Raw genomic sequence first — 18,313 nt, 5'->3', positions numbered from 1 at the left:
GATGAACACGGTCGGCCTCACTCCGCACGCACCCGCGGATCCAGCCACGAGTACGCCAGGTCGGTGAGCAGCTGCACCACCACGTAGCCCGCCACCACCAGCAGCAGCAGGTCCTGCACCACCGGGTAGTCGCGGCGCTGCACGCCCTGCTCGATCAACTGCCCCAGGCCCGGCCAGGCGAAGATCCGCTCCACCACCACCGCGCCCGCCACCAGCTGGCCGATCTGCAGGCCCAGCACCGTCACCGCCGACGGCAGCGCGTTCGGCAGCGCGTGCCGCCACAGGATCCGCCGGCGCGGGACGCCGAGCGCCGTCGCCGTCCGCACGTAGTCCTCGGCGAGCGCCCGCTCCAGCCCGTCCTGCAGGTAGCGGGCCAGGATCGCCGCGCTCGGCAGCGCCAGGCACAGCGCGGGCAGCGCCAGGTACTGCACCGCCAGGTCCGGCGCGTCCGTGAACGCCGCGTACCCGCCCGCCGGGAGCAGCCGCAGCGACACCGCGAACAGCAGCACCAGCAGCACGCCCGTCACGAACGGCGGCACCGCCAGCGCGCCGGTGGTCAGCGCCCGCAGCAGGCCCGCCGCCGGACGGCGCCGCGCCGAGGCGCCCAGCAGCGCCACCGGAACCGCCAGCGCCACCACCAACAGCAGGGCCGCGACGGTGAGTTGAGCGGTCGCCGCGATGCCGTCGCCGATCAGCGCGGACACCTGGCCGCCGATCGCGTAGCTCGGGCCGAGATCGCCGGTGAGCACCTGGCCCAGCCAGTGCAGGTACTGCGCCGCCAGTGGCTCGTCCAGCCCCAGCCGGGCCCGGATCGCGTCGATCGTCGCCGGGGAGGCGTCCGGGCCCGCCAGCGTGGTCGCCGGGTCGCCCGGGATCAGCCGCAGCATCAGGAACACCAGGAAGGACGCGGCGACCAGCACCACCAGGGCGCTCGGCAGCCGCTTCGTCAGAAAGCCCCGCACCGCTCAGCCCACCAGGTGGGCGTCGTCGAGGTTCAGGTAGCCGAACTTGTTGAGCGTCGCACCGCGCGCCCGCGCCCCCGCCACCTCCACCAGCCCCGCGATCGCCAGGTCGATGATGAACTGCTCCTGGAGCAGCACGTCCGTCACCCGCTGGTACAGCGCCTTCGCCTCCGCGCTGTCGCTGTCCGAACGCTTCCAGGCCTGCTGGACGACCTCGGTGTAGGCGGGCGAGGAGAACCGCGAGGTGTTCTTCGCCTCGTTGAACGGGTACGCGGAGACCGCCAGCGTCGCCGGGTGCAGCTGCGCGAAACCGTGGCTGAGCGTCCACAGCGCGGGCATCGACTGGGCGATCAGCTGCTTCTGCATGGTCGGGGAGTCCACCGGCTGCAACTGCACGTCGATGCCGACCTGCCGCAGGTCGTACTGCAGCACCTGCGCGACCGCCGCCGCCCCCGCCTCCGCCGAGTGCGCCAACGGCAGCGACAGCGAGCCCGCGCCCGCCTCCCGCAGCAGCTCACGGGCCTTCGCCGGATCGTGCCGGTAGTACGTCGCGTCCTGCTCCCGGTACGCCGGCGAGGACTTCGGCCACGGCACCGACGACACCGTCGCGTACCCGCCGAGGGCCTGCTCGACCAGCCGGTCGCGGTCGATCGCCCAGGCGATCGCCTGCCGCACCCGGCGGTCCTGCACCTGCGGGTACGCCAGGTTGGCGCCGATGTAGAACGCGCCCGAACCCGTGTCGTACTGGGTGATCCGGAACTGCGAGTCGCCGCGCAGCGTGGCCACGTCCTTGCCGCGCACCGCGTACGACAGGTGCGTCCGGCCGGTGCGCACCGAGGACAGCAGCGTCTCCGCCTGCGGGATCACCTGGATCTCCACCCCGTCCAGGTACGGGCGGCCCGGGTTCCAGTACGCCTCGTTGCGCACGAAGCTCAGCGAGGAGCCGGGACGCCGCTCGGTGAAACGGAACGGGCCGGTGCCGATCAACCTGCTGCCCGTGACCGCGTCCTCGATCGACTCCCGATCAGCAATGATCATGAACTCGAAGAGGTCGAACAGATTCGACACCGGATGCGCCAGCACCAGCGTCAGATCGAAATCCCCGTTCTTGCGGAACTCCGTCACCGTCGCCGCCGTGGACCGCAACTGCGCCGAACGCACCGGATCCTGCAGGTTCTTCACGGCGAACACCACGTCGTCCGCCGTGAACCGCCGCCCGCTGTGGAACGTGACGTCCTCCCGCAGCCGCAGCCGCACACTCAGCCCGTCCGCCGCCACCTCCCAGCCGGACGCCAACTCCGGCTGCGGGCGCAGCTGGTCGTCGTACCTGGTCAGCGTGTTGAAGACCAGCCGGTGCACCAGCACGTTCGCACTCTGCGCGAACAGCAGCGCCGGCGTGAAGTCGATCTGCGCCCCCACCGTCAACACCCCGCCGCGGCGCGGCGCCGCACCGTCCTCGGCCGCCCGCGAGGACGCGTCCGCCGCCGAACGGCACCCGGATAGGGCGAGCAGGCCGGCGCCCGCCAGGCCGCCGCGCAGCACACTGCGGCGGGTCGGCGGGGAAGCGGGGAAGGGGCCACCGGGAGCGGTGGAGAACACGGTCATGGTCGCAAAGTCCTCAATCGGTAGTCGAGAAGAAAAGGAGGGGGACGGCGGGCCCGGGCCCGTCGGGTGTCGCGCGGGCACGTCACAGGCGGTGCAGCGGACGGGCGTACAACTCGGCCAGCACCGGCGCGCCGCCCGCCACCGCCAGCGCGTCCGCGCCGAAGCGCTGCGCCACCACCGAGGCGTCCCGGTGCAGGTGCGAACGCAGCGCGAACTCCTCGCGCACCACGTCCAGAACGGCCGGGTCGATGGCCGCGAACGTCTCCGTCAGCACCAGCAGATCCGGGTTCACCACATCGGCCAGCAGGGCCAGCGCCCCGCCCACCACCCGGGCCCGCGCGCGCACCAGCGCCAACGCGCGCGGGTCGCCCGAGCGCACCGCCAGAATCATCAACTGCCGGTCCGGGCGGGCGATCACGCCCTGCGCGGCCGCCGCCTCGAACAGCGTGGTGTCGGACGCCGCCACCGACAGACAGCCCACCCGGCCGCAGTGACAGCGCACCGCACTGCCCGGCACCGGCAGGTGCCCGCCGTCGCCCGTCCCCGACCGGGGACCCTGGTGCACCGTCCCCGCCACCGCGATCGCCGCGTCCACCACGTGCCCCACGAACAGGTGCACCATCGAGCGCCGCGCCGCCGGCGCCCCGAACAGCAACTCCGCCGCCGCCAGCGCCCGCGCGTGGTTGTCCACCCGCACCGGCAGCCCCGTCGCCCGCTCCAGCAGCGCGCCCAGCGGCAACTCCCGCCAGCCCAACGGCTCGTGGCGCACCGCCACACCGCGCTCCGGATCCACCGCGCCACCCGTCACCGCACCCAGGCCGAGCACCCGCCGGCCCGGCGCCCCGGCCGCCAACAGCCGGGGCAGCCGGGCCAGCAGCGGATCCAGCACCGCGGGACCGGTCCGGCCGCCGTTCGACAACTCCCGGCGGAACAGCACCCGGCCGCGCAGATCCAGCACCGCGAAGGTGCTGTGCGGCACCCCGAGGTGCAACCCCGCCACCGCGAGCCGATCCGCGTCCACGTCCAACGGCACCTGCGGACGCCCCCGCACCCCCGCCGCCGCCGACTCCGGGCGCTCCGTCAGCAGCCGCAGCCGCAGCAGGTCCACCGCCTGGCGCGACACCGCCGCCGCGCTCAGGCCGGTCAGCCGGGCCACCGTGCTGCGCGCCACCGGACCGTGGTCCAGCACCGCGCGCAGCACGACGGCCGCGTTCGCCGTCCGGCGGTCGTCGCCCGTACGGGGGGAGGGGTCGGGCATGGCGTCAACTCCGGTTCGGGCTCGGCGGGTTGGAGGGTCCGGCGGTTCAGCGGCCGAGGGCCTCGGCCTCCAGTTCGGCGGCCGGCACCAGGCCCGCCACGCGCGGCGGGTCGGCCGGCTCCAGCAGGCGGCTGGGCTCGCCGTCCACACCCACCGGCAGATCGCCGTCCAGGGTGATCCGGCGCACCACGCGCGGCTGGTCGCCGTAGTCGTTCACCGCGTAGTGCTGGGTCGCCCGGTTGTCCCAGATCGCGACGTCGCCGACCTGCCACTCCCAGCGCACCGTGTTCTCCAGCCGCTCCACGTACCGCTGGAACAGCCCGATCAGCGTCCGGCTGTCGTTGACCGACACCCCCACCAGGCGCTGTGCGAACGCCCCCAGCAGCAGGTTCTTCTCGCCCGTCACCGGGTGCACCCGCACCACCGGGTGCTCGGTGCGGAACGCCGTCGACACGAACACCTGCCGGAACAGCCGCGCCACCTCGGCGTTCTCCGCCAACTCCGGTGCCAGCACCAGGTTCGCCGCGTAGTCGTAGTCGTTGGTGTGCACCGCCCGCAGGTTCTCCGCGAGCGCCTTCAGCTGCTGCGGCAGATCCTGGTACGCCGCCGCCGTGTTCGCCCACACCGTGCTGCCGCCCGCCGCCGGCAGCTCCAGCGCCCGCAGGATCGACGCCTTCGGGTACGACGGCACGAACGTCACGTCGGTGTGCCAGTTGTTCGCCCGGGCGCCCTTGGTGGCGTCCAGCTCGAAGATGTACCGGCCGTCCGCGCTGGGCACCGTCGGGTGCGTCACCGGGTGGCCCAACAGCCGGGCGAACGCCTCGTGTTCGGCGTCGTCCAGATGCTGCTGGCCGCGGAAGAACAGCACCTTGTGCTCGTACAGGGCGGCCTCGATCGCCGCCACCGTCTCGGCGGGCAGCTCGCCGCCCAGCTTCACGTCGTGGACGATCGCGCCGATCCGGCCGGCCGCCGGAGTCAGGCGCAGCGCGGTCGGTGCGGGGGCAGGGGTGGAGACGGACATGGTGATGCTCCTTCGGGAAGGTACGGGACACGGGAAAGCGGGCAGCGCTGCGCCACGGCATGCGGGTACGGCTGCTCGGAGGGCCGCGGTTCGATCGCTCGGCGGCCCGCCGGCCGATCGCTCGGCGGGCCGGGACGGCAGGCGTCAGCGGCCGAGAAGGGACCGGCCGGGCGTCAGGACGCGCAGCGGCACGGACAACAGCCACCGCAGCAGGCCGGCGCCGGGGCAGGGCACGACGGACGACAGCTTTCGACAGGGGTACGCATCGGCCCTCCTTCCGGCTCGCTGCGACTGGGCTCGGCCTTCATCGTGCTCAGGTCGAACGCCCGCTGTCAATCGCCATCTGCCCAGCTCGGGGCGGGTGTTGCGGAGTATTTCGGCCCGTTGCGCGACCGTGGCGGAGCGACGACGAACCACCGTCCGGCCTTGTCCCGGGCCCGTCCGGCGGTCAAAACTCTCGGAGCGGAACCAACTCGCGGGCCCCGTCGGGATCAGGCGGGCATCGGGCGGGCATCAGGCGGGGAGCGTGCCGGCCTCGGCGGTGAGGCGGGCGGCGAGATCCTCGGCGAGGCGGGCGCGGTGGCCCCGTCGGCGGCGGGAGAGGGCGAGGCCGAGGTGGCGGCGCGGGGCGGGATCCGCGAGCGGGAGGGCGAGCAGGTCGGGGTGGTCGGCGAGGCCGATCTGCGGGATCAGCGCGATGCCGATGCCCGAGCGGACCAGGGACTGCGCGAACTCGTAGTCCGTCGCGGTGCAGGAGATCCGCACGTCCACGCCGGCCAGCGCGGCGAACCGGGCCAGCTGGCCGGCGGACTTTCGGCAGCCCAGGATCCAGCGCTGGTCGGCGAGTTCGGCCAGGTGCAGGGCGACGGGGGCCGGGCCTGCGGCGTCCGGGTCGGCGAGTTGCGCGGCGTGGCGCAGCGCCAGCGGGTGGCGGCGGGGGAGGACGACGCGCAGCGGGTCCTCGGCGAGGGGCGTCCAGTCCAGGCCGGAGCGGTCGCCGGCGCGGGACGGCGGCGGCCCGTCCAGGTGATAGGCGAGCGCGAGGTCGGCGCGCCCCTCGCGGACGGCGGGCAGGGCGTCCTCCGGCTCCGCCTCCAGGACGGTCAGCTCCACGTCCGGATGCTCGGCCGCGAACCCGGCCAGCGCGCCCGGCAGCAGCCGACGGCCGCCGCTGGCGAAGGCCGCGACGGTGAGCGCGGTGCGGGCGGCGGTCAGGCGGGTGATGCGCTGCTCGGTGTCGGCGAGTTCGGCCGCGATCGCGTCCGCCGCCTCGACCAGCACCCGCCCCGCGTCCGTCAACGTGACGCCCCGGGTGGACCGTTCGACCACGGGCGTGCCCAGGCTGCGCTCCAGTGCGGCGATCTGCTGCGAGACCGCCGAGGCAGTGCAGTGCAGCGCGGCGGCGGCCCGGTTGAAGCTGCCCTGCCGCGCCACCTCCCGCAGGACGGCCAGCCGCTGTACGTCGATCAACAGTTCCCCTGAAAACGGTGTCCTCTGATCGACACTACCGCTGGCGACCGCTGCCCGGCAGGGTGTTCGACAAGAACGATCACCCGATGAACGGCGGGCGGTCGGCGGATTCGAGAGGGCCGGGGGAACGTGAACGAGTACCTGGGGGACGGGTCGGGGCGGCTCGGTGGCGGCGTCCGCACCGTCGGCGGGGTGCCGGTCGGCGCGATCGGGCTCGGCGCGATGCCGCTGTCCGTCGAGGGCCGGCCCGACGAGGCGCAGGCGATCGCCACCGTGCACGCCGCACTCGACGCCGGTGTGCGGCTGATCGACACCGCCGACAGCTACCACTGGCACGCCGGCGAACTCGGCCACAACGAACGGCTGATCGCCCGCGCGCTGGCCTGCTACGGCGGCGACCCGGACGACGTGCTGATCGCCACCAAGGGCGGCCGGGGCCGGCCCGGCGACGGCTCCTGGACCGTCAACGGCGACCCCCGCCACCTGCGCCGCGCGGCCGAGGCGTCGGCGACGCGCCTCGGCGGGCAGGCCATCGGCCTCTACCAGCTCCACAAGCCCGACCCCGCCGTGCCGTTCGCCGAGTCGGTCGGCGCCCTGCGCGACCTCGCTGACGCGGGAACCGTGCGGACGGTGGGCCTCTCCAACGTGGACGTCGAACAGATCCGCACCGCCCGGGGCATCCTGGGCGAGCGCCTGGTCTCCGTCCAGAACCGCTTCTCGCCCGCCCACCAGGAGACCCGCGACACCCTCGACCTCTGCACCTCCCTCGGCCTGGCCTTCCTCCCCTGGAGCCCGCTCGGCGGCATCTCCCGCAGCGCCGTCGACGACCCCACGGCCGCCGCCCCACCGGCCACCACCCCGTTCCATGCGCTCGCCGCAGCGCGCGGGGTGAGCCCTCAACAGGTCTGCCTGGCCTGGCACTTGGCGCAGTCGCCGATCGTCGTCCCGATTCCGGGCGCGCGGCGCCCCGCGTCCGTCCGCGACTCCGCCGCGGCGGGCACGCTGGCGCTCGACGCGGCCGAACTCGCCGCGCTGGCGACGTTCGCGACGTTGGCAGGCTGAACGGACGGGGGCTTCGGGCGGGACTCACGGCCCCACCCGGCCACCGGCGAGACGGCGGTGCCACCAGCGGTCGGCGCGCCACTGGCGTCGGTCTGCGAAGGGATCGGGCAGGGTGCGCCGGAGGTAGGCGGCGTCCAGTACGGCCACGTGGCGGGCCAGCTCCCGGCGGGCGCGGGCGGGCAGCGCACGGATGACCTGGTCGAGGACGTCCCGGGCGTGCCGTACGTCGTCGAAGGAGCAGCCGCGGCACGGGCACTGCGCGTCCTGCGGGTAGAGGGCGCAGCGGCCCGGTGCCAGGGCGAACGCCCGGTACCGTCGCAACGCCCGGTCGGTGGCGCCGGGGTAGACGTAGTAGTCGGCGCAGCGTCGCTCGAACCGGTGAATCGCCAGGCCGGTGCGCACCGACAGCCACGGGATGCGGGGCGGCGGCGGGGCGTTCCAGGAGCGCGGGTCGTCCTGCTGATCGGCGCGGAGTGCGCCGGGCCGGCTACGCGGCACGGGCCTTTCGGTCTGCGGTCATGCGGATCATGATGCCGGCGCGGGGGAGCGACGGGACAGCCCTTTTACTGCGGGGTCGGGCGGTAGGTGGTGACGGTGCCGCCGTTGCTGAACGACAGGGTCTCGACCGGGGTGAACGGGCGCGGCCGGAACCGGCCGGCGAGGGCGGGGATGCCGGTGCCCGCCAGGACCGGGTAGCGCTTCCAGACCAGTTCGTCGATCTCGGGCAGCAGCTCGCCCGCCAGCACTCCGCCGCCGCACAGCCAGATGTCGCCGTCGCCGGGCTGCTGCTTCAACTCCCGTACCAGGGACAGCGGATCGGTGCGCACGACATTGATCGCGGGGTCGGTCGGCTCGGGCAGGCTGGAGGACACCACGTACTGCTTCAGGTGCGGGTAGGGGCTGGTGATGCCGTGGTCGTACGCGGGGCGGTACGAGCCGAGGCCCATCAGGACGGTGTCGAAGCGCTTGTTCGGCACGCCGTCGAGGCCGAGGTGCGGCCGGACGTGGCCCGGCATGGTCTCGGGGAACTCGGAGCGGAGGTACTCCACCATGTCGGGAGCCTCCGGGTAGAAATCGAACTCGCCGCCCGGGCCGGCGATGAAGCCGTCGATGGAGACGGCGACGTAGTACACGAGCTTTCGCATACAGGAACCTTCCGAAGAAATGTGACCACTCGGTCTGTAGTACTCTGCTTGGAGTGGTAAGACCGTAGCACTACGACTGGAGTGGTTACAAGCAATGGCCCGAAGCAATCCCGAACGGCGCGCGGCCCTGCTCGACGCCGCGATCGAAGTCCTCGCCGAGGAAGGCGCCCGCGGACTCACCTTCCGCGCCGTCGACCAGCGCGCCGCCGTCCCGGCCGGCACCGCCTCCAACTACTTCGCCAACCGCGACGCCCTGCTCATGCAGTGCGCCGAGCGCGTGTACGAACGCCTCGGCGCCGACCCCGACACCCTCGCCCAGGGCCTGACCGGCCCGCGCGACACCGCCCGGGTCGCCGAACTGATGCACCAGCTCGTCGACCGGATCGCCGACTTCCCGACCGGCTTCCTGGCCCTGCTGGAACTCCGCCTGGCCGCGCTGCGCCGCCCCGAGCTGCGCGAGACCGTCACCCGCCGGATCGGCGAGGACCTCCAGTTCAACGTCGACTACCACCTCGCCTCGGGCCTGCCGGGCGACGCCACCGCCGTCCAACTGCTCTACCTGGCGCTGAACTGGCTGATCCTGGAACGCCTCGCCCTGCCCGAGCTGTTCACGCCCGAGCAGCGCACGACGCTGGTGGACGAGCTGGTGGCCCGCCTGATCGGCGGCCGGGAGGCGGATCGCGGCGCGGGCGGGCGGTGACGGGAGGGGGCTCCGGGCGCCCGGAAAGCGCGAACGGCGCGACGGGCAACCAGCCCCGCCGCGCCGTCTCACCGCCCCTGCTCAGCCGGGGCGGTGCTCCGAAGCGAACGCCTGCGCGTCCCAGTGGCCGCCCAGCGACGGTGCCAGCGAGGACGCGGCCAACTCCCGGAAGGCGGCCGGGGATTGGGCAGCGGCGGCCCCGTCCGGCAGGGCGCCCAGCAGGGGCGCGCCGGCGGCGGACGGCAGGTCGGCGAGGTTGCAGCGGGCCGCGAGGTCCGGGTCGGCGGGCCAGCTGCCGACCACCACGCCGCGCAGCGCCAGGCCGCGGTGGCGCAGCGCCTCCGCCGTCAGCGCCGTCGTGTTGAGGGTGCCCAGGCCGGCCGCCGCGACCAGCAGGAACTCGGCCTGCACGCCCGCGAGTTCGCAGGCGGCGGCGAGGTCGGCGAGCGTGCGGCCCTGCTCGTCGTAGCGGACCAGCAGCCCGCCCGCGCCCTCCACCAGCACCGCCTCGAAGCGGTCGGCCAGGTCGGCCACGGTCTTCGCCACCTCGTCCGGCGACAGGGTCGGCAGACCGGACCGGCGGGCGGCCGTGTCGGGGGCCAACGGCTCGGGGTAGCGGGCCAGTTCGACGCCGTGCACCAGCGGTCCGGCCAGCCTGGCCACCTCGTCCACGTCGCCCGGCTCGCCCGGCGCCAGCCCCGTCTGCCCGGGCTTGAGCACCGCCACCGGCGTGGTGCGGAGCGCGGCGACGGCGGCGGTGGTGACGGTCTTGCCGACCTCGGTGCCGGTGCCGGTGACGAACAGAACGCGTGCCATGGTGCTTCCTCGAATCAGCTACTGCGGACGGCGTGCGACGCGGCGGCAGCGGCGGCCACGGCGCGGCCGATCGCGGCCACGTCCGGATCGCCGGTGACGAACGGCGGCATGGTGTAGATCAGGTCGCGGAACGGCCGCAGCCACACGCCCTGTTCGGCGGCGGCCAGGGTCGCGGCGGCCATGTCGACCGGCGCGTCCAACTGCACCACGCCGATCGCGCCCAGCACCCGGACGTCCCGCACCCCGGGCTGCCCGGCGCACGGCGCGAGGGCGCCGACCAGCGCCGTCCCGATGCGCTTGACCTCGGTGCGCCAGTCCTGACGCAGCAGCAGGTCGATCGAGGCGTTGGCGGCGGCCGCCGCCAGCGGATTGCCCATGAACGTCGGCCCGTGCGCCAGCACCGGGACCTCGCCGCGCGAGATGCCCTCCGCGACCCTGCTGGTGCACAGGGTGGCGGCCAGCGTCAGATAGCCGCCGGTCAGCGCCTTCCCGAGGCACATCACGTCCGGGGAGACGCCCGCGTGGTCGGCGGCGAAGAGCTCGCCGGTGCGGCCGAAGCCGGTGGCGATCTCGTCGAAGACCAGCAGTACGTCGTGCTCGTCGCACAACTCGCGCAGCGCGGTCAGATAGGCGGGGGAGTGGAAGCGCATGCCGCCCGCGCCCTGCACCACCGGCTCGACGATCACGGCGGCCAGCTCGCCGGCGTGGCGTTCGATCAGGTCGGCCAGGTGCGCCAGGTACTCCGGGTCGGCGGGGGCGTCGTACCCGGCGGGCGGCTCGGCCGCGAACAGCTGCCGGGGCAGCACCCCGCCCCACAGGTGGTGCATCCCGCCCTCGGGGTCGCACACCGACATGGGGTGGAAGGTGTCGCCGTGGTAGCCGCCGCGCCAGGTCAGCACCCGCCGCTTCTCCGGCCGCCCCAGCGACTGCCAGTACTGCAGGCACATCTTCAACGCCACCTCGACCGCCACCGAACCGGAGTCGGCGAGGAACACGTGCTGGAGCGGCTCGGGCGTCAACTCCACCAGTTTGACGGCCAGTTCGACCGCCGGACGGTGGGTGAGCCCGCCGAACATGACGTGGCTCATCCGCTCCAGCTGGTCGCGGACCGCCGCGTCCAGCTCCGGGTGCCGGTAGCCGTGGATTGCCGCCCACCAGGACGACATCCCGTCGATCAGCTCCTGGTGCCCGCCCACCGGCTCGGCCAGCCGCAGGCGCACGCCCGCGGCCGACTCCACCACGAACGGCTGGACCGTCCCCGGCATCGGGCCGTACGGATGCCAGACGTGCGCCCGGTCCAGGTCGAGCAACCGCTCTGCGTCGCTCACGCGTTCGGGGCCAGTTCGGTGCCCGCGCCACGACGACGCACCCGGACCAGGTCGGTGCGCGCCGCGTCGTCGTCCTCGTCCTGGGCGTGCCGGCCGCCGCCGCACGGGCCGCAGGCGCTCGTTTCGTCGTGACCGCCGCAGGCGCCGGGGCCTTCGCTGCCCTCGCTGCCGCATGCCGAGGCGCCGCCGCCGCAGCCGCCGGCGGCCGCCGCGCGGTGGCGGGGCAGGGTGGTCTGCTCGGCGCCCTCCACCTCGAAGCCGGCGTCCTTGATCATGTCGAGGTCGGCCTGGCCGGCCTGGCCCTCGCTGGTCAGGTAGTCGCCCAGGAAGATCGAGTTGGCGATGTGCAGGCCCAGCGGCTGCATCGAACGCAGGTGCACCTCGCGGCCGCCCGCGATCCGTACCTCGATGTCCGGGCAGACGAACCGGACCATCGCCAGGATCCGCAGGCAGCGCTGCGGCGTCAGGTTCCACTCCTCCGCGAGCGGGGTGCCCTCGAACGGGATCAGGAAGTTCACCGGCACCGAGTCCGGGTCCAGCTCGCGCAGCGCGAAGACCACGTCCACCAGGTCCTCGTCGCTCTCGCCCATGCCGGCGATCAGGCCCGAACAGGCCGACAGGCCCGCGCCGTGCGCCTTGGTGACGGTGTCCACCCGGTCCGCGTAGGTGTGGGTGGTGGTGATGTCGCCGTAGGTGCTCTCGGAGGTGTTCAGGTTGTGGTTGTACGCGTCCGCGCCGGCCGCCTTCAGGCGCTCCGCCTGATTGTCGGACAGCAGGCCCAGGCAGGCGCACACCTCGACCTGCTCGTCCGCGCCCTTGATGGCGGCGATGGTGTCCGCGACCCGGTCGATGTCCCGGTCCGTCGGCCCGCGGCCGCTCGCCACCAGGCACACCCGCTTCGCGCCGCCCGCGACACCGGCGGCCGCGGCCTCGGCGGCCTGCTCCGGCTTCAGCCACGTGTACTTGAGGATCTCGGCCTTCGAGCCGAGGCGCTGCGAACAGTACGAGCAGTCCTCCGGGCACAGTCCGCTCTTCAGGTTCACCAGGTAGTTCAGCTTCACCCGCCGCCCGAACCACTGGCGGCGCACCCGCCCCGCCGCCGCGACCACGTCCAGCAGGTCGTCATCCGTGGTGGCCAGCACGGCCAGCGCCTCCTCGCGGGTGGGCAGTTCCCGGCGAAGGCCCTTGTCGGTCAGCGTGTCGAGGAGATCCATGCGCCCGATCCTGCCCGGGCGGGCCCACCGTCCGCCAGAGGGAACACGCCAGAAGATCGCCCGGAGCGTGTGCGAGTAGTCACAACACCCGCTGACCTGCTGCGACGAACACCCCGCGCAGGGGCGTCCGGCGGACGCCGGCGGAAACGCACAGGCGCTCGGACAGGGGTGCCATTAGCCTGCGGCGCCATGACGACGAGCATCCACGGCGCGATCGAACACCGTCACCCAGGCGTGGACGCCGGATACCTCGACACCGACGACGCCGAACCGTGGATCGCGGCGATCGACCTGTGGCCGCTGTACGACCGGACCGACTATGCGGCCTTCGGCCTGCTGTTCGGCGTGCGGAACCTTGCGGGCGTCCGTCCGCTCGCGGCCGGCCGGGGCCTGCCGCCCGACGTGTCGTCCGAGCTGCGGGCCCGACTGGAGTTCCTGGACGACGCCACGTGGGTCGGCTGGACGGAGCTCGCCGGACTCGATCCGCAGGCGGTCGACGGCGTGCTGGGTGGCGGCACGCACTGGCCGCACGTGTTCGCCGTGATGAAGGCCCTGGCCGACCGGTACGGGCAGGAGGCCGTCCGGCTCGTCGTGGCGTTCGACTGAGCGGGCCGCGCCCGGCGGGCGGCGACACCGAGGCGGTCGGACCCGCGGCGCGGATCCGACCGCGCCGCTGTCAGTCGGTGCCTTCGACGATGCGGAAGTCGCGTTCGACGGCGTCGCCGAGGACGGCCAGCGCGTCCTGGTAGGCCGCGCTGTCGCGGGCCGCGACGGCCTGTTCGAAGGTGTCGAACTCGATCAGGATGGTGCGTTCGGCGATGCCGGCGTCGTGGGCCACGATCCGGCTGCCGCGGCTGAGGACCCGGCCGCCGGCAGCCCGCACGGCCGGGCCGGCCAGGCTGTCGTAGACGGCCAGCTGCTCGGGGTCGGAGACGGTGCGGTAGACGCTGACCCAGTAGCCCTTGGGCATGGAACCTCCAGTGTGTGAGTGCTTCCGATTCAGGGGGTGGTCTCGGTGGGGCGTCGGCGGGCGAGGGCGGTCAGTGCGGTGACGGCGATGGCGGCGAGGTTGACCAGGGTCGGGAGGCGCCGGTCGGGGCCGGTTTCTGCGGCGAGAACCAGGCCGCCGATGGCGCTGCGGACAACGTAGTTGAAGCTCGTAGCGCTCGGCGGCGGAGAAGCCACCGACGCCGAGCACGCCCACCGCGGCGAACAGGTCGGGCAGGTCGGGCAGGTCCGACGAGTGAGTGCTTCCGATTCAGGGGGTGGTCTCGGTGGGGCGTCGGCGGGGGAGGGCGGTCAGTACGTGACGGCGATGGCGGCGAGGCCGACCAGGGTCGGGAGGCGCCGGCCGGGGCCGGTGCCTGCGGCGAGGACCAGGCCGCCGATGGCGCTGCCCAGGGAGTAACCGACGTTGCGGACAACGTAGTTGAAGCTCGTGGCGCTCGGCGGTGGAGAAGTCGCCGAAGCCGAGCAGGCCCACTGCGGCGGACAGGTCGGGCAGGTCCGACGAGTGAGTGCTTCCGGTTCAGGGGGTGGTCTCGGTGGGGCGTCGGCGGGCGAGGGCGGTCAGTACGTGACGGCGATGGCGGCGGGGCCGGCCAGGGTCGGGAGGCGCTGGCCGGGGCCGGTGCCTGCGGCGAGGGCCAGGCTGCCGATGGCGCTGCCCAGGGAGTAACCGGCGCTGCGGACAACGTAGTTGAAGCTCGTGTTGCTCGGCGGCGGAGAAGCCACCGAAGCTGAGCACGCCCACTGCGGCGGACAGGTCGGGCAGGTCCGACGAGTGAGTGCTTCCGATTCACGGGGTGGTCCCGGCGGGGCGTCGGCGGGCGATGGCGAGGGCGGTCAGTGCGGTGGCGGCCATGGCGGCGAGGCCGACCAGGGCCGCGGTGGTGTACGCGCTGTCGTCGGGGAAGCGCCGGTCGGGGCCGGTGCCTGCGGCGAGGACCAGGCCGCCGATGGCGCTGCCCAGCGAGTAACCGACGCTGCGGACAACGTAGTTGAAGCTCATCGCGCTCGACGTCTCGTGCTTCGGGGTGACGGCCAGGATGACGCCGGGCATCGCCGCGGAGAAGCCGCCGACGCCGAAGCCGAGCACGCCCATCGCGACGAACAACTCGGCCAGCTCCGACCGGGCCGCCGCGAACAGCGCGAACCCGCCACCGACCACGACGGCGCTGCCGGCCAGCAGCAGGGGGTCGGCGATCCGCGTCCGGACCCGGGGCGTGAGCCGGCCGGCGGCGAACCCCAGCACCGAGAACGGGACGAGGACCAGCCCGGCGACGAAGGTCGTCAGCCCGAAGCCGTAGCCGGCGCCGTGCGGCGTCTGCGCGTACCGGGTGATGAGCGTCAGCAGGAGGTACATGCCGATCCCGCCGACGAACATGGCCAGGTTCGCCCAGGCGACCGCCGGGTGCCGCACCGCCCGCACATCGACCAGCGGCGCCGGGCTGCGCAGCTCGACGACGGCCCAGACGCAGAGCAGCGCCACCGCGAGGACGGCCAGGCCCGCCGCCACGGCCGGGTGCTCGCTCCACAGACTGCGCTCGCCGGCGAGGAACAGCACCAGGAGCAGCGCGGCGGCCAGCAGGACCGCGCCCGCCACGTCCACCCGGGCGGAGCGGCCCTCGGGGGCTTCCGGCACGGAGCGCCACGCGGCCAGCAGGGCGGCGGCGGTGACGACCAGTCCGAGGCCGTAGGCGGCCCGCACCCCGCCGAACTCGGCGAGCAGCGCGGCCAGCGGGTAGCCGACGCCGGCCCCGATGATCGAGACCACCGAGATCAGCGCGATCACGGCCGCGCCGCGCTGCTCGGGGAGGTGGTCGCGGGCCACGCCCATCATCAGCGCCGTCAGCCCGAGCCCGATGCCCTGTGCCGCCCGGCCGGCCAGCAGCCAGGCGAACGGCAGCGGCAGCACGGTGAGCGCGCTCCCGGCGACCACCACCGCCAGCGTGACGAGGACGGTGGCCCGCCGGTGCGGCCCGGCGCCGAGCCGCCCCAGGACGGGCGTGGCGACGGCGCCGCTGAGCAGCGCGACGGTCAGCGTCCACTGCGCGCTGCCGAGCGAGACGTGGAACGAGGTCGCGACGCTGGTGATGAGCGGCGTTCCGAGGCTGCCGACCGCCGCCACCACCAGCGCGACGAATATCAGCGCGGGGACCAGCAGCCGCTCCTCGGGACGCGCCGACTTCGCCGCCGGTAACGCGACCCCGCCGACCGGCCGCCCGCTCACCGCTGCGCCCCTTCGCGGTCCCGGCTTTCGAGCTCCGCCAGGTGCTCCAGCGCCGGAAGGGCCGCCACCAGCGCCGCGACCTCGTCGCCGGTGAGCCCGCCGAGCAACCGCTCGAACGCCTCGACGCCCGCCCGCCGCCGCGTCCGGACGTAGCCGGCGCCGGCCTCGGTCAGGTGCACCAGCGTGACCCGCCGGTCGGACGCGTCCCCCCGCCGCTCGACCAGCCCGGACTCCTCCAGCACCCGCACCAGCGAGGTCATCGCGGGCTGCGTCACGCCCTCGACCGCAGCCAGATCGGTGATCCGCCGCGGCCCACCCCGTTCCAGGGTGGCCAGCGTGGCGGCGGACGTCAGGCTCATGTCCCGCGGCAGCCGCCTGGCGGCCCTGGTGGCCAGGCCGTACAGCGCGGATCCGATGGCGGCGGACGGGTCGGGGTCGGTGTCTTGACGACTCATGAGCCAAAACATAGCACGTTTATATTCAGAGGCTATGCAAAGGGGTCTTGCCGCTGTCGGAGGCAGGTGATCGAATCGGGCGGCCCGCGAACACGACGGGTCATGAACCTGCCGAAAGGCAGACAGACTGAGGGGGACGATTCATGTCCGATCGCACTTCCGACCGGCGCGCCGCACGGCAGTTGCCGCGCCTGCTCGCGCTGGTCGCCTCCGGCACGCTCGGGCTCGGCCTGCTGGGGATCCCGGCCGCCGCAGCGACCGGGCCCATCGCGGGCGCGGCGGCCGTGACCCAGGGCGGCCGGTACGGCGACCTCACCGGCGACGGAGTCCCCGAGATCGTGCTGCCGGACAGTGCCGGCAACCTCCGCGCCATCCGGAACACCACCGAGACCGCCGAGACGGGCCAGCTCTTCGGCGCTGCGGTCGACTCGCCCACCGGAACCTGGCAGGGCGTGCAGACCACCCATCACGGCAAACTGGTCGGCAGCGGCTTCCAGGACGATCTGATCGCCCACGCGGCCGGGGCCACGCAGCTCTACCTGTACCGGCCTTCGACCAGCGGGATCACCAGCCGCACCGCGTTCTACCTCAACGGCACCACCACCCAGGGCCCGGTCAGCTGCCTCGACGCCGGCGGCGCCACGATCGCCTGCCCGCCCGAGCTCGGCACCGACTGGAGCAACGCCACCCAGGTCGTGGCCATCGGCTCCGTCAACAACGAGCCCGCCGACCTCCCGGTCAGGACCAACCTCGTCGCGGTGATCGGCACCAAGCTCTGGCTGTTCACCCCCGGCAGCACCACCGCGAGGCCGCTCGCCGCGACGGACCGGCTGCTCTCCGGCCTCGACTGGAGCGGCTACGACCTGATCGGCCCCGGCCCCGCCAACGGCACCACCACCTGCACCGACGCCGCCGGGACGACGACCACCACCGCGCAGGCCACGCTCTGGGCCCGCGAGCGCAGCACCGGCCGGATCCTCGCGTACCCGATCACCAGGAACCCCGCCGCCAACTGCGCCGTCGACTTCTCCGCACTGGCCGACCCCGCCCAGGGCACCGTCCTCGGCAGCGGCATCGACCCCGCCGCCCACCCCGTCGTCGGCTCGGTCGGCGACCTGAACGGCGACGGCACCCCCGACCTGTACGGGGCGAACGCGGCAGGCGAGGTGACCGTCTGGCCGGGCCTGGTCGGCGACCCGACCGGGCACCCGGGCGCCGTCACCGGATTCGGGGCGCCGCTCGCCTGACAGGCAGCTCCGCCGGGCACTGTTCGGCCGGGGCCCGCGTGGGCCTCGGCCGACGGGCCGGTGCGGGTACGCGCGGGCCGGTGTCGCGCTACGCGGACGGGAGGGCTCGCAGGCGGGCCTGCTGACGGTCGGTGAGCTGCTGGACGAACAGAATGGCGAGCGTAGCGGCGGCCAGGGCGGTGGCCACGCCGAAGGGCGAGTCACCGGAGAGGTCCTGCCCGAGGCGGACGGCGATCACGCCGCCGACGGTCTTCGCGAGCCAGGCGACCCACCAGGCGTGGACCAGCCAGGCCTTGGCGCCGGGCGCGGTCGCACGCCAGATGTCCAGCGCGATCCGGTACGGAATCCACCACATCGCCAGCGGGATGAACCAGCCCCAGGAGGCGAGGCCGACCGTGTACTGCGAGCTTCCCGGGGCGATGCGGTCGACGTTGAGCCGGCACCTGCGGAACCAGAGAACGAACACCACGACGGTGGCGAAGAACAGCACGACCATCAGCGGGTTCAGCGCGAGGGACACCGCCGGCTGAAGGTCGCCGATCACCGACGACACCAGCTGCGTCGCCGTCTCGGCGCCGATCAGGATCTGTGCGGCCAGGGCCAACCCCGGTCCGCCGGCGGACGGTCCGCCGGCGGACCGGCCGGCCTGGGGCGGGAGCTGCGGGTGCGGAAGGTCGTGAGCGGTTTCGGAATGCACTGCGGCCCCCCATTGATCGGGTCTGCGGTGCCGGTCACGCGCAGGCTGGGTGAAGAATAGGGGCAGCGTTCGAATAGTCAAAACCCGTTCGGCGGAATGCC

At 73.8% G+C, this 18,313-nt stretch carries 20 protein-coding genes; 4 read left to right on the top strand and 16 right to left on the bottom strand.

The window, feature by feature from the left end; genetic code table 11:
- Window positions 1–17: 17 nt before the first annotated feature.
- The 5 genes from ACWEMJ_RS02965 to ACWEMJ_RS02945 all read right to left on the bottom strand — a co-directional run bounded on the left by ACWEMJ_RS02965 (window position 18) and on the right by ACWEMJ_RS02945 (window position 6,316).
- Window positions 18–962 (bottom strand): ABC transporter permease, encoded by a 945-nt coding sequence (locus tag ACWEMJ_RS02965; protein ID WP_452135154.1) that lies wholly within the window; start codon window positions 960–962, stop codon window positions 18–20.
- 3 nt (window positions 963–965) lie between these two features.
- Window positions 966–2,567 (bottom strand): ABC transporter substrate-binding protein, encoded by a 1,602-nt coding sequence (locus ACWEMJ_RS02960; RefSeq protein ID WP_452135153.1) that lies wholly within the window; start codon window positions 2,565–2,567, stop codon window positions 966–968.
- Window positions 2,568–2,649: 82 nt separating this feature from the next.
- Window positions 2,650–3,825, bottom strand: coding sequence for an ROK family protein (locus ACWEMJ_RS02955; protein WP_452135152.1), 1,176 nt, complete (start codon window positions 3,823–3,825; stop codon window positions 2,650–2,652).
- Between the two features lie 46 nt (window positions 3,826–3,871).
- Entirely contained in the window at window positions 3,872–4,846 is a 975-nt protein-coding gene (locus ACWEMJ_RS02950) for a TauD/TfdA dioxygenase family protein (RefSeq protein ID WP_452135151.1), read from the bottom strand.
- 513 nt (window positions 4,847–5,359) lie between these two features.
- Entirely contained in the window at window positions 5,360–6,316 is a 957-nt protein-coding gene (locus ACWEMJ_RS02945; RefSeq protein ID WP_452135150.1) for a LysR family transcriptional regulator, read from the bottom strand.
- A gap of 129 nt (window positions 6,317–6,445) precedes the next feature.
- On the opposite strand from ACWEMJ_RS02945, the gene ACWEMJ_RS02940 reads away from it, so the two are divergent.
- Entirely contained in the window at window positions 6,446–7,378 is a 933-nt protein-coding gene (locus tag ACWEMJ_RS02940; RefSeq protein ID WP_452135149.1) for an aldo/keto reductase, read from the top strand.
- A gap of 24 nt (window positions 7,379–7,402) precedes the next feature.
- Here the strand turns inward: ACWEMJ_RS02940 and ACWEMJ_RS02935 are convergent, their stop codons facing one another.
- The gene (locus ACWEMJ_RS02935) at window positions 7,403–7,876 is read right to left on the bottom strand and encodes a hypothetical protein (RefSeq protein WP_452135148.1); all 474 of its coding nucleotides are present in this window, start codon (window positions 7,874–7,876) and stop codon (window positions 7,403–7,405) included.
- Window positions 7,877–7,941: 65 nt separating this feature from the next.
- Window positions 7,942–8,523: a dihydrofolate reductase family protein gene (locus tag ACWEMJ_RS02930; RefSeq protein ID WP_452135147.1), complete on the bottom strand. Its 582-nt coding sequence runs from the start codon at window positions 8,521–8,523 to the stop codon at window positions 7,942–7,944.
- Between the two features lie 94 nt (window positions 8,524–8,617).
- Here ACWEMJ_RS02930 and ACWEMJ_RS02925 point away from each other — a divergent pair, with 94 nt between their 5' ends.
- The gene (locus tag ACWEMJ_RS02925; protein ID WP_452135146.1) at window positions 8,618–9,223 is read left to right on the top strand and encodes a TetR/AcrR family transcriptional regulator; all 606 of its coding nucleotides are present in this window, start codon (window positions 8,618–8,620) and stop codon (window positions 9,221–9,223) included.
- A gap of 81 nt (window positions 9,224–9,304) precedes the next feature.
- Here ACWEMJ_RS02925 and bioD read toward each other — a convergent pair whose 3' ends face one another.
- From bioD to bioB, 3 genes are read right to left on the bottom strand one after another with little or no spacing between them, the layout of a single operon-like run.
- Complete coding sequence (gene bioD, locus ACWEMJ_RS02920; RefSeq protein ID WP_452135145.1) at window positions 9,305–10,039, bottom strand: dethiobiotin synthase; 735 nt, start codon at window positions 10,037–10,039, stop codon at window positions 9,305–9,307.
- Between the two features lie 14 nt (window positions 10,040–10,053).
- The gene (locus ACWEMJ_RS02915) at window positions 10,054–11,304 is read right to left on the bottom strand and encodes an adenosylmethionine--8-amino-7-oxononanoate transaminase (RefSeq protein WP_452135176.1); all 1,251 of its coding nucleotides are present in this window, start codon (window positions 11,302–11,304) and stop codon (window positions 10,054–10,056) included.
- Window positions 11,305–11,363: 59 nt separating this feature from the next.
- Complete coding sequence (gene bioB, locus ACWEMJ_RS02910) at window positions 11,364–12,581, bottom strand: biotin synthase BioB (protein ID WP_452135144.1); 1,218 nt, start codon at window positions 12,579–12,581, stop codon at window positions 11,364–11,366.
- Window positions 12,582–12,770: 189 nt separating this feature from the next.
- Here bioB and ACWEMJ_RS02905 point away from each other — a divergent pair, with 189 nt between their 5' ends.
- Window positions 12,771–13,187: a hypothetical protein gene (locus tag ACWEMJ_RS02905; protein ID WP_452135143.1), complete on the top strand. Its 417-nt coding sequence runs from the start codon at window positions 12,771–12,773 to the stop codon at window positions 13,185–13,187.
- Between the two features lie 70 nt (window positions 13,188–13,257).
- Here the strand turns inward: ACWEMJ_RS02905 and ACWEMJ_RS02900 are convergent, their stop codons facing one another.
- The 5 genes from ACWEMJ_RS02900 to ACWEMJ_RS02880 form a co-directional block, all read right to left on the bottom strand.
- The gene (locus tag ACWEMJ_RS02900) at window positions 13,258–13,551 is read right to left on the bottom strand and encodes a DUF1330 domain-containing protein (RefSeq protein ID WP_452135142.1); all 294 of its coding nucleotides are present in this window, start codon (window positions 13,549–13,551) and stop codon (window positions 13,258–13,260) included.
- Window positions 13,552–13,580: 29 nt separating this feature from the next.
- Window positions 13,581–13,766: a hypothetical protein gene (locus ACWEMJ_RS02895; protein ID WP_452135141.1), complete on the bottom strand. Its 186-nt coding sequence runs from the start codon at window positions 13,764–13,766 to the stop codon at window positions 13,581–13,583.
- 384 nt (window positions 13,767–14,150) lie between these two features.
- On the bottom strand, window positions 14,151–14,315 hold the full coding sequence (locus ACWEMJ_RS02890; RefSeq protein WP_452135140.1) for a hypothetical protein: 165 nt from the start codon (window positions 14,313–14,315) through the stop codon (window positions 14,151–14,153).
- 64 nt (window positions 14,316–14,379) lie between these two features.
- Window positions 14,380–15,813, bottom strand: a complete 1,434-nt coding sequence (locus ACWEMJ_RS02885; RefSeq protein ID WP_452135139.1) for an MFS transporter — start codon at window positions 15,811–15,813, stop codon at window positions 14,380–14,382.
- Complete coding sequence (locus ACWEMJ_RS02880) at window positions 15,810–16,172, bottom strand: MarR family winged helix-turn-helix transcriptional regulator (RefSeq protein WP_452135175.1); 363 nt, start codon at window positions 16,170–16,172, stop codon at window positions 15,810–15,812. Before ACWEMJ_RS02880 ends, ACWEMJ_RS02885 begins: the two co-directional genes overlap by 4 nt.
- 239 nt (window positions 16,173–16,411) lie before the next feature.
- Here ACWEMJ_RS02880 and ACWEMJ_RS02875 point away from each other — a divergent pair, with 239 nt between their 5' ends.
- Window positions 16,412–17,515: a hypothetical protein gene (locus ACWEMJ_RS02875; RefSeq protein WP_452135138.1), complete on the top strand. Its 1,104-nt coding sequence runs from the start codon at window positions 16,412–16,414 to the stop codon at window positions 17,513–17,515.
- 88 nt (window positions 17,516–17,603) lie between these two features.
- Here ACWEMJ_RS02875 and ACWEMJ_RS02870 read toward each other — a convergent pair whose 3' ends face one another.
- Window positions 17,604–18,119, bottom strand: coding sequence for a DUF4328 domain-containing protein (locus ACWEMJ_RS02870; RefSeq protein ID WP_452135137.1), 516 nt, complete (start codon window positions 18,117–18,119; stop codon window positions 17,604–17,606).
- Window positions 18,120–18,313: the final 194 nt, after the last annotated feature.

It is taken from the genome of Kitasatospora sp. NPDC004531 (assembly GCF_053602195.1).
The sequence above is the reverse complement of the archived record's forward strand: the minus strand, read 5'-3'. Positions and strand labels throughout refer to the sequence as shown.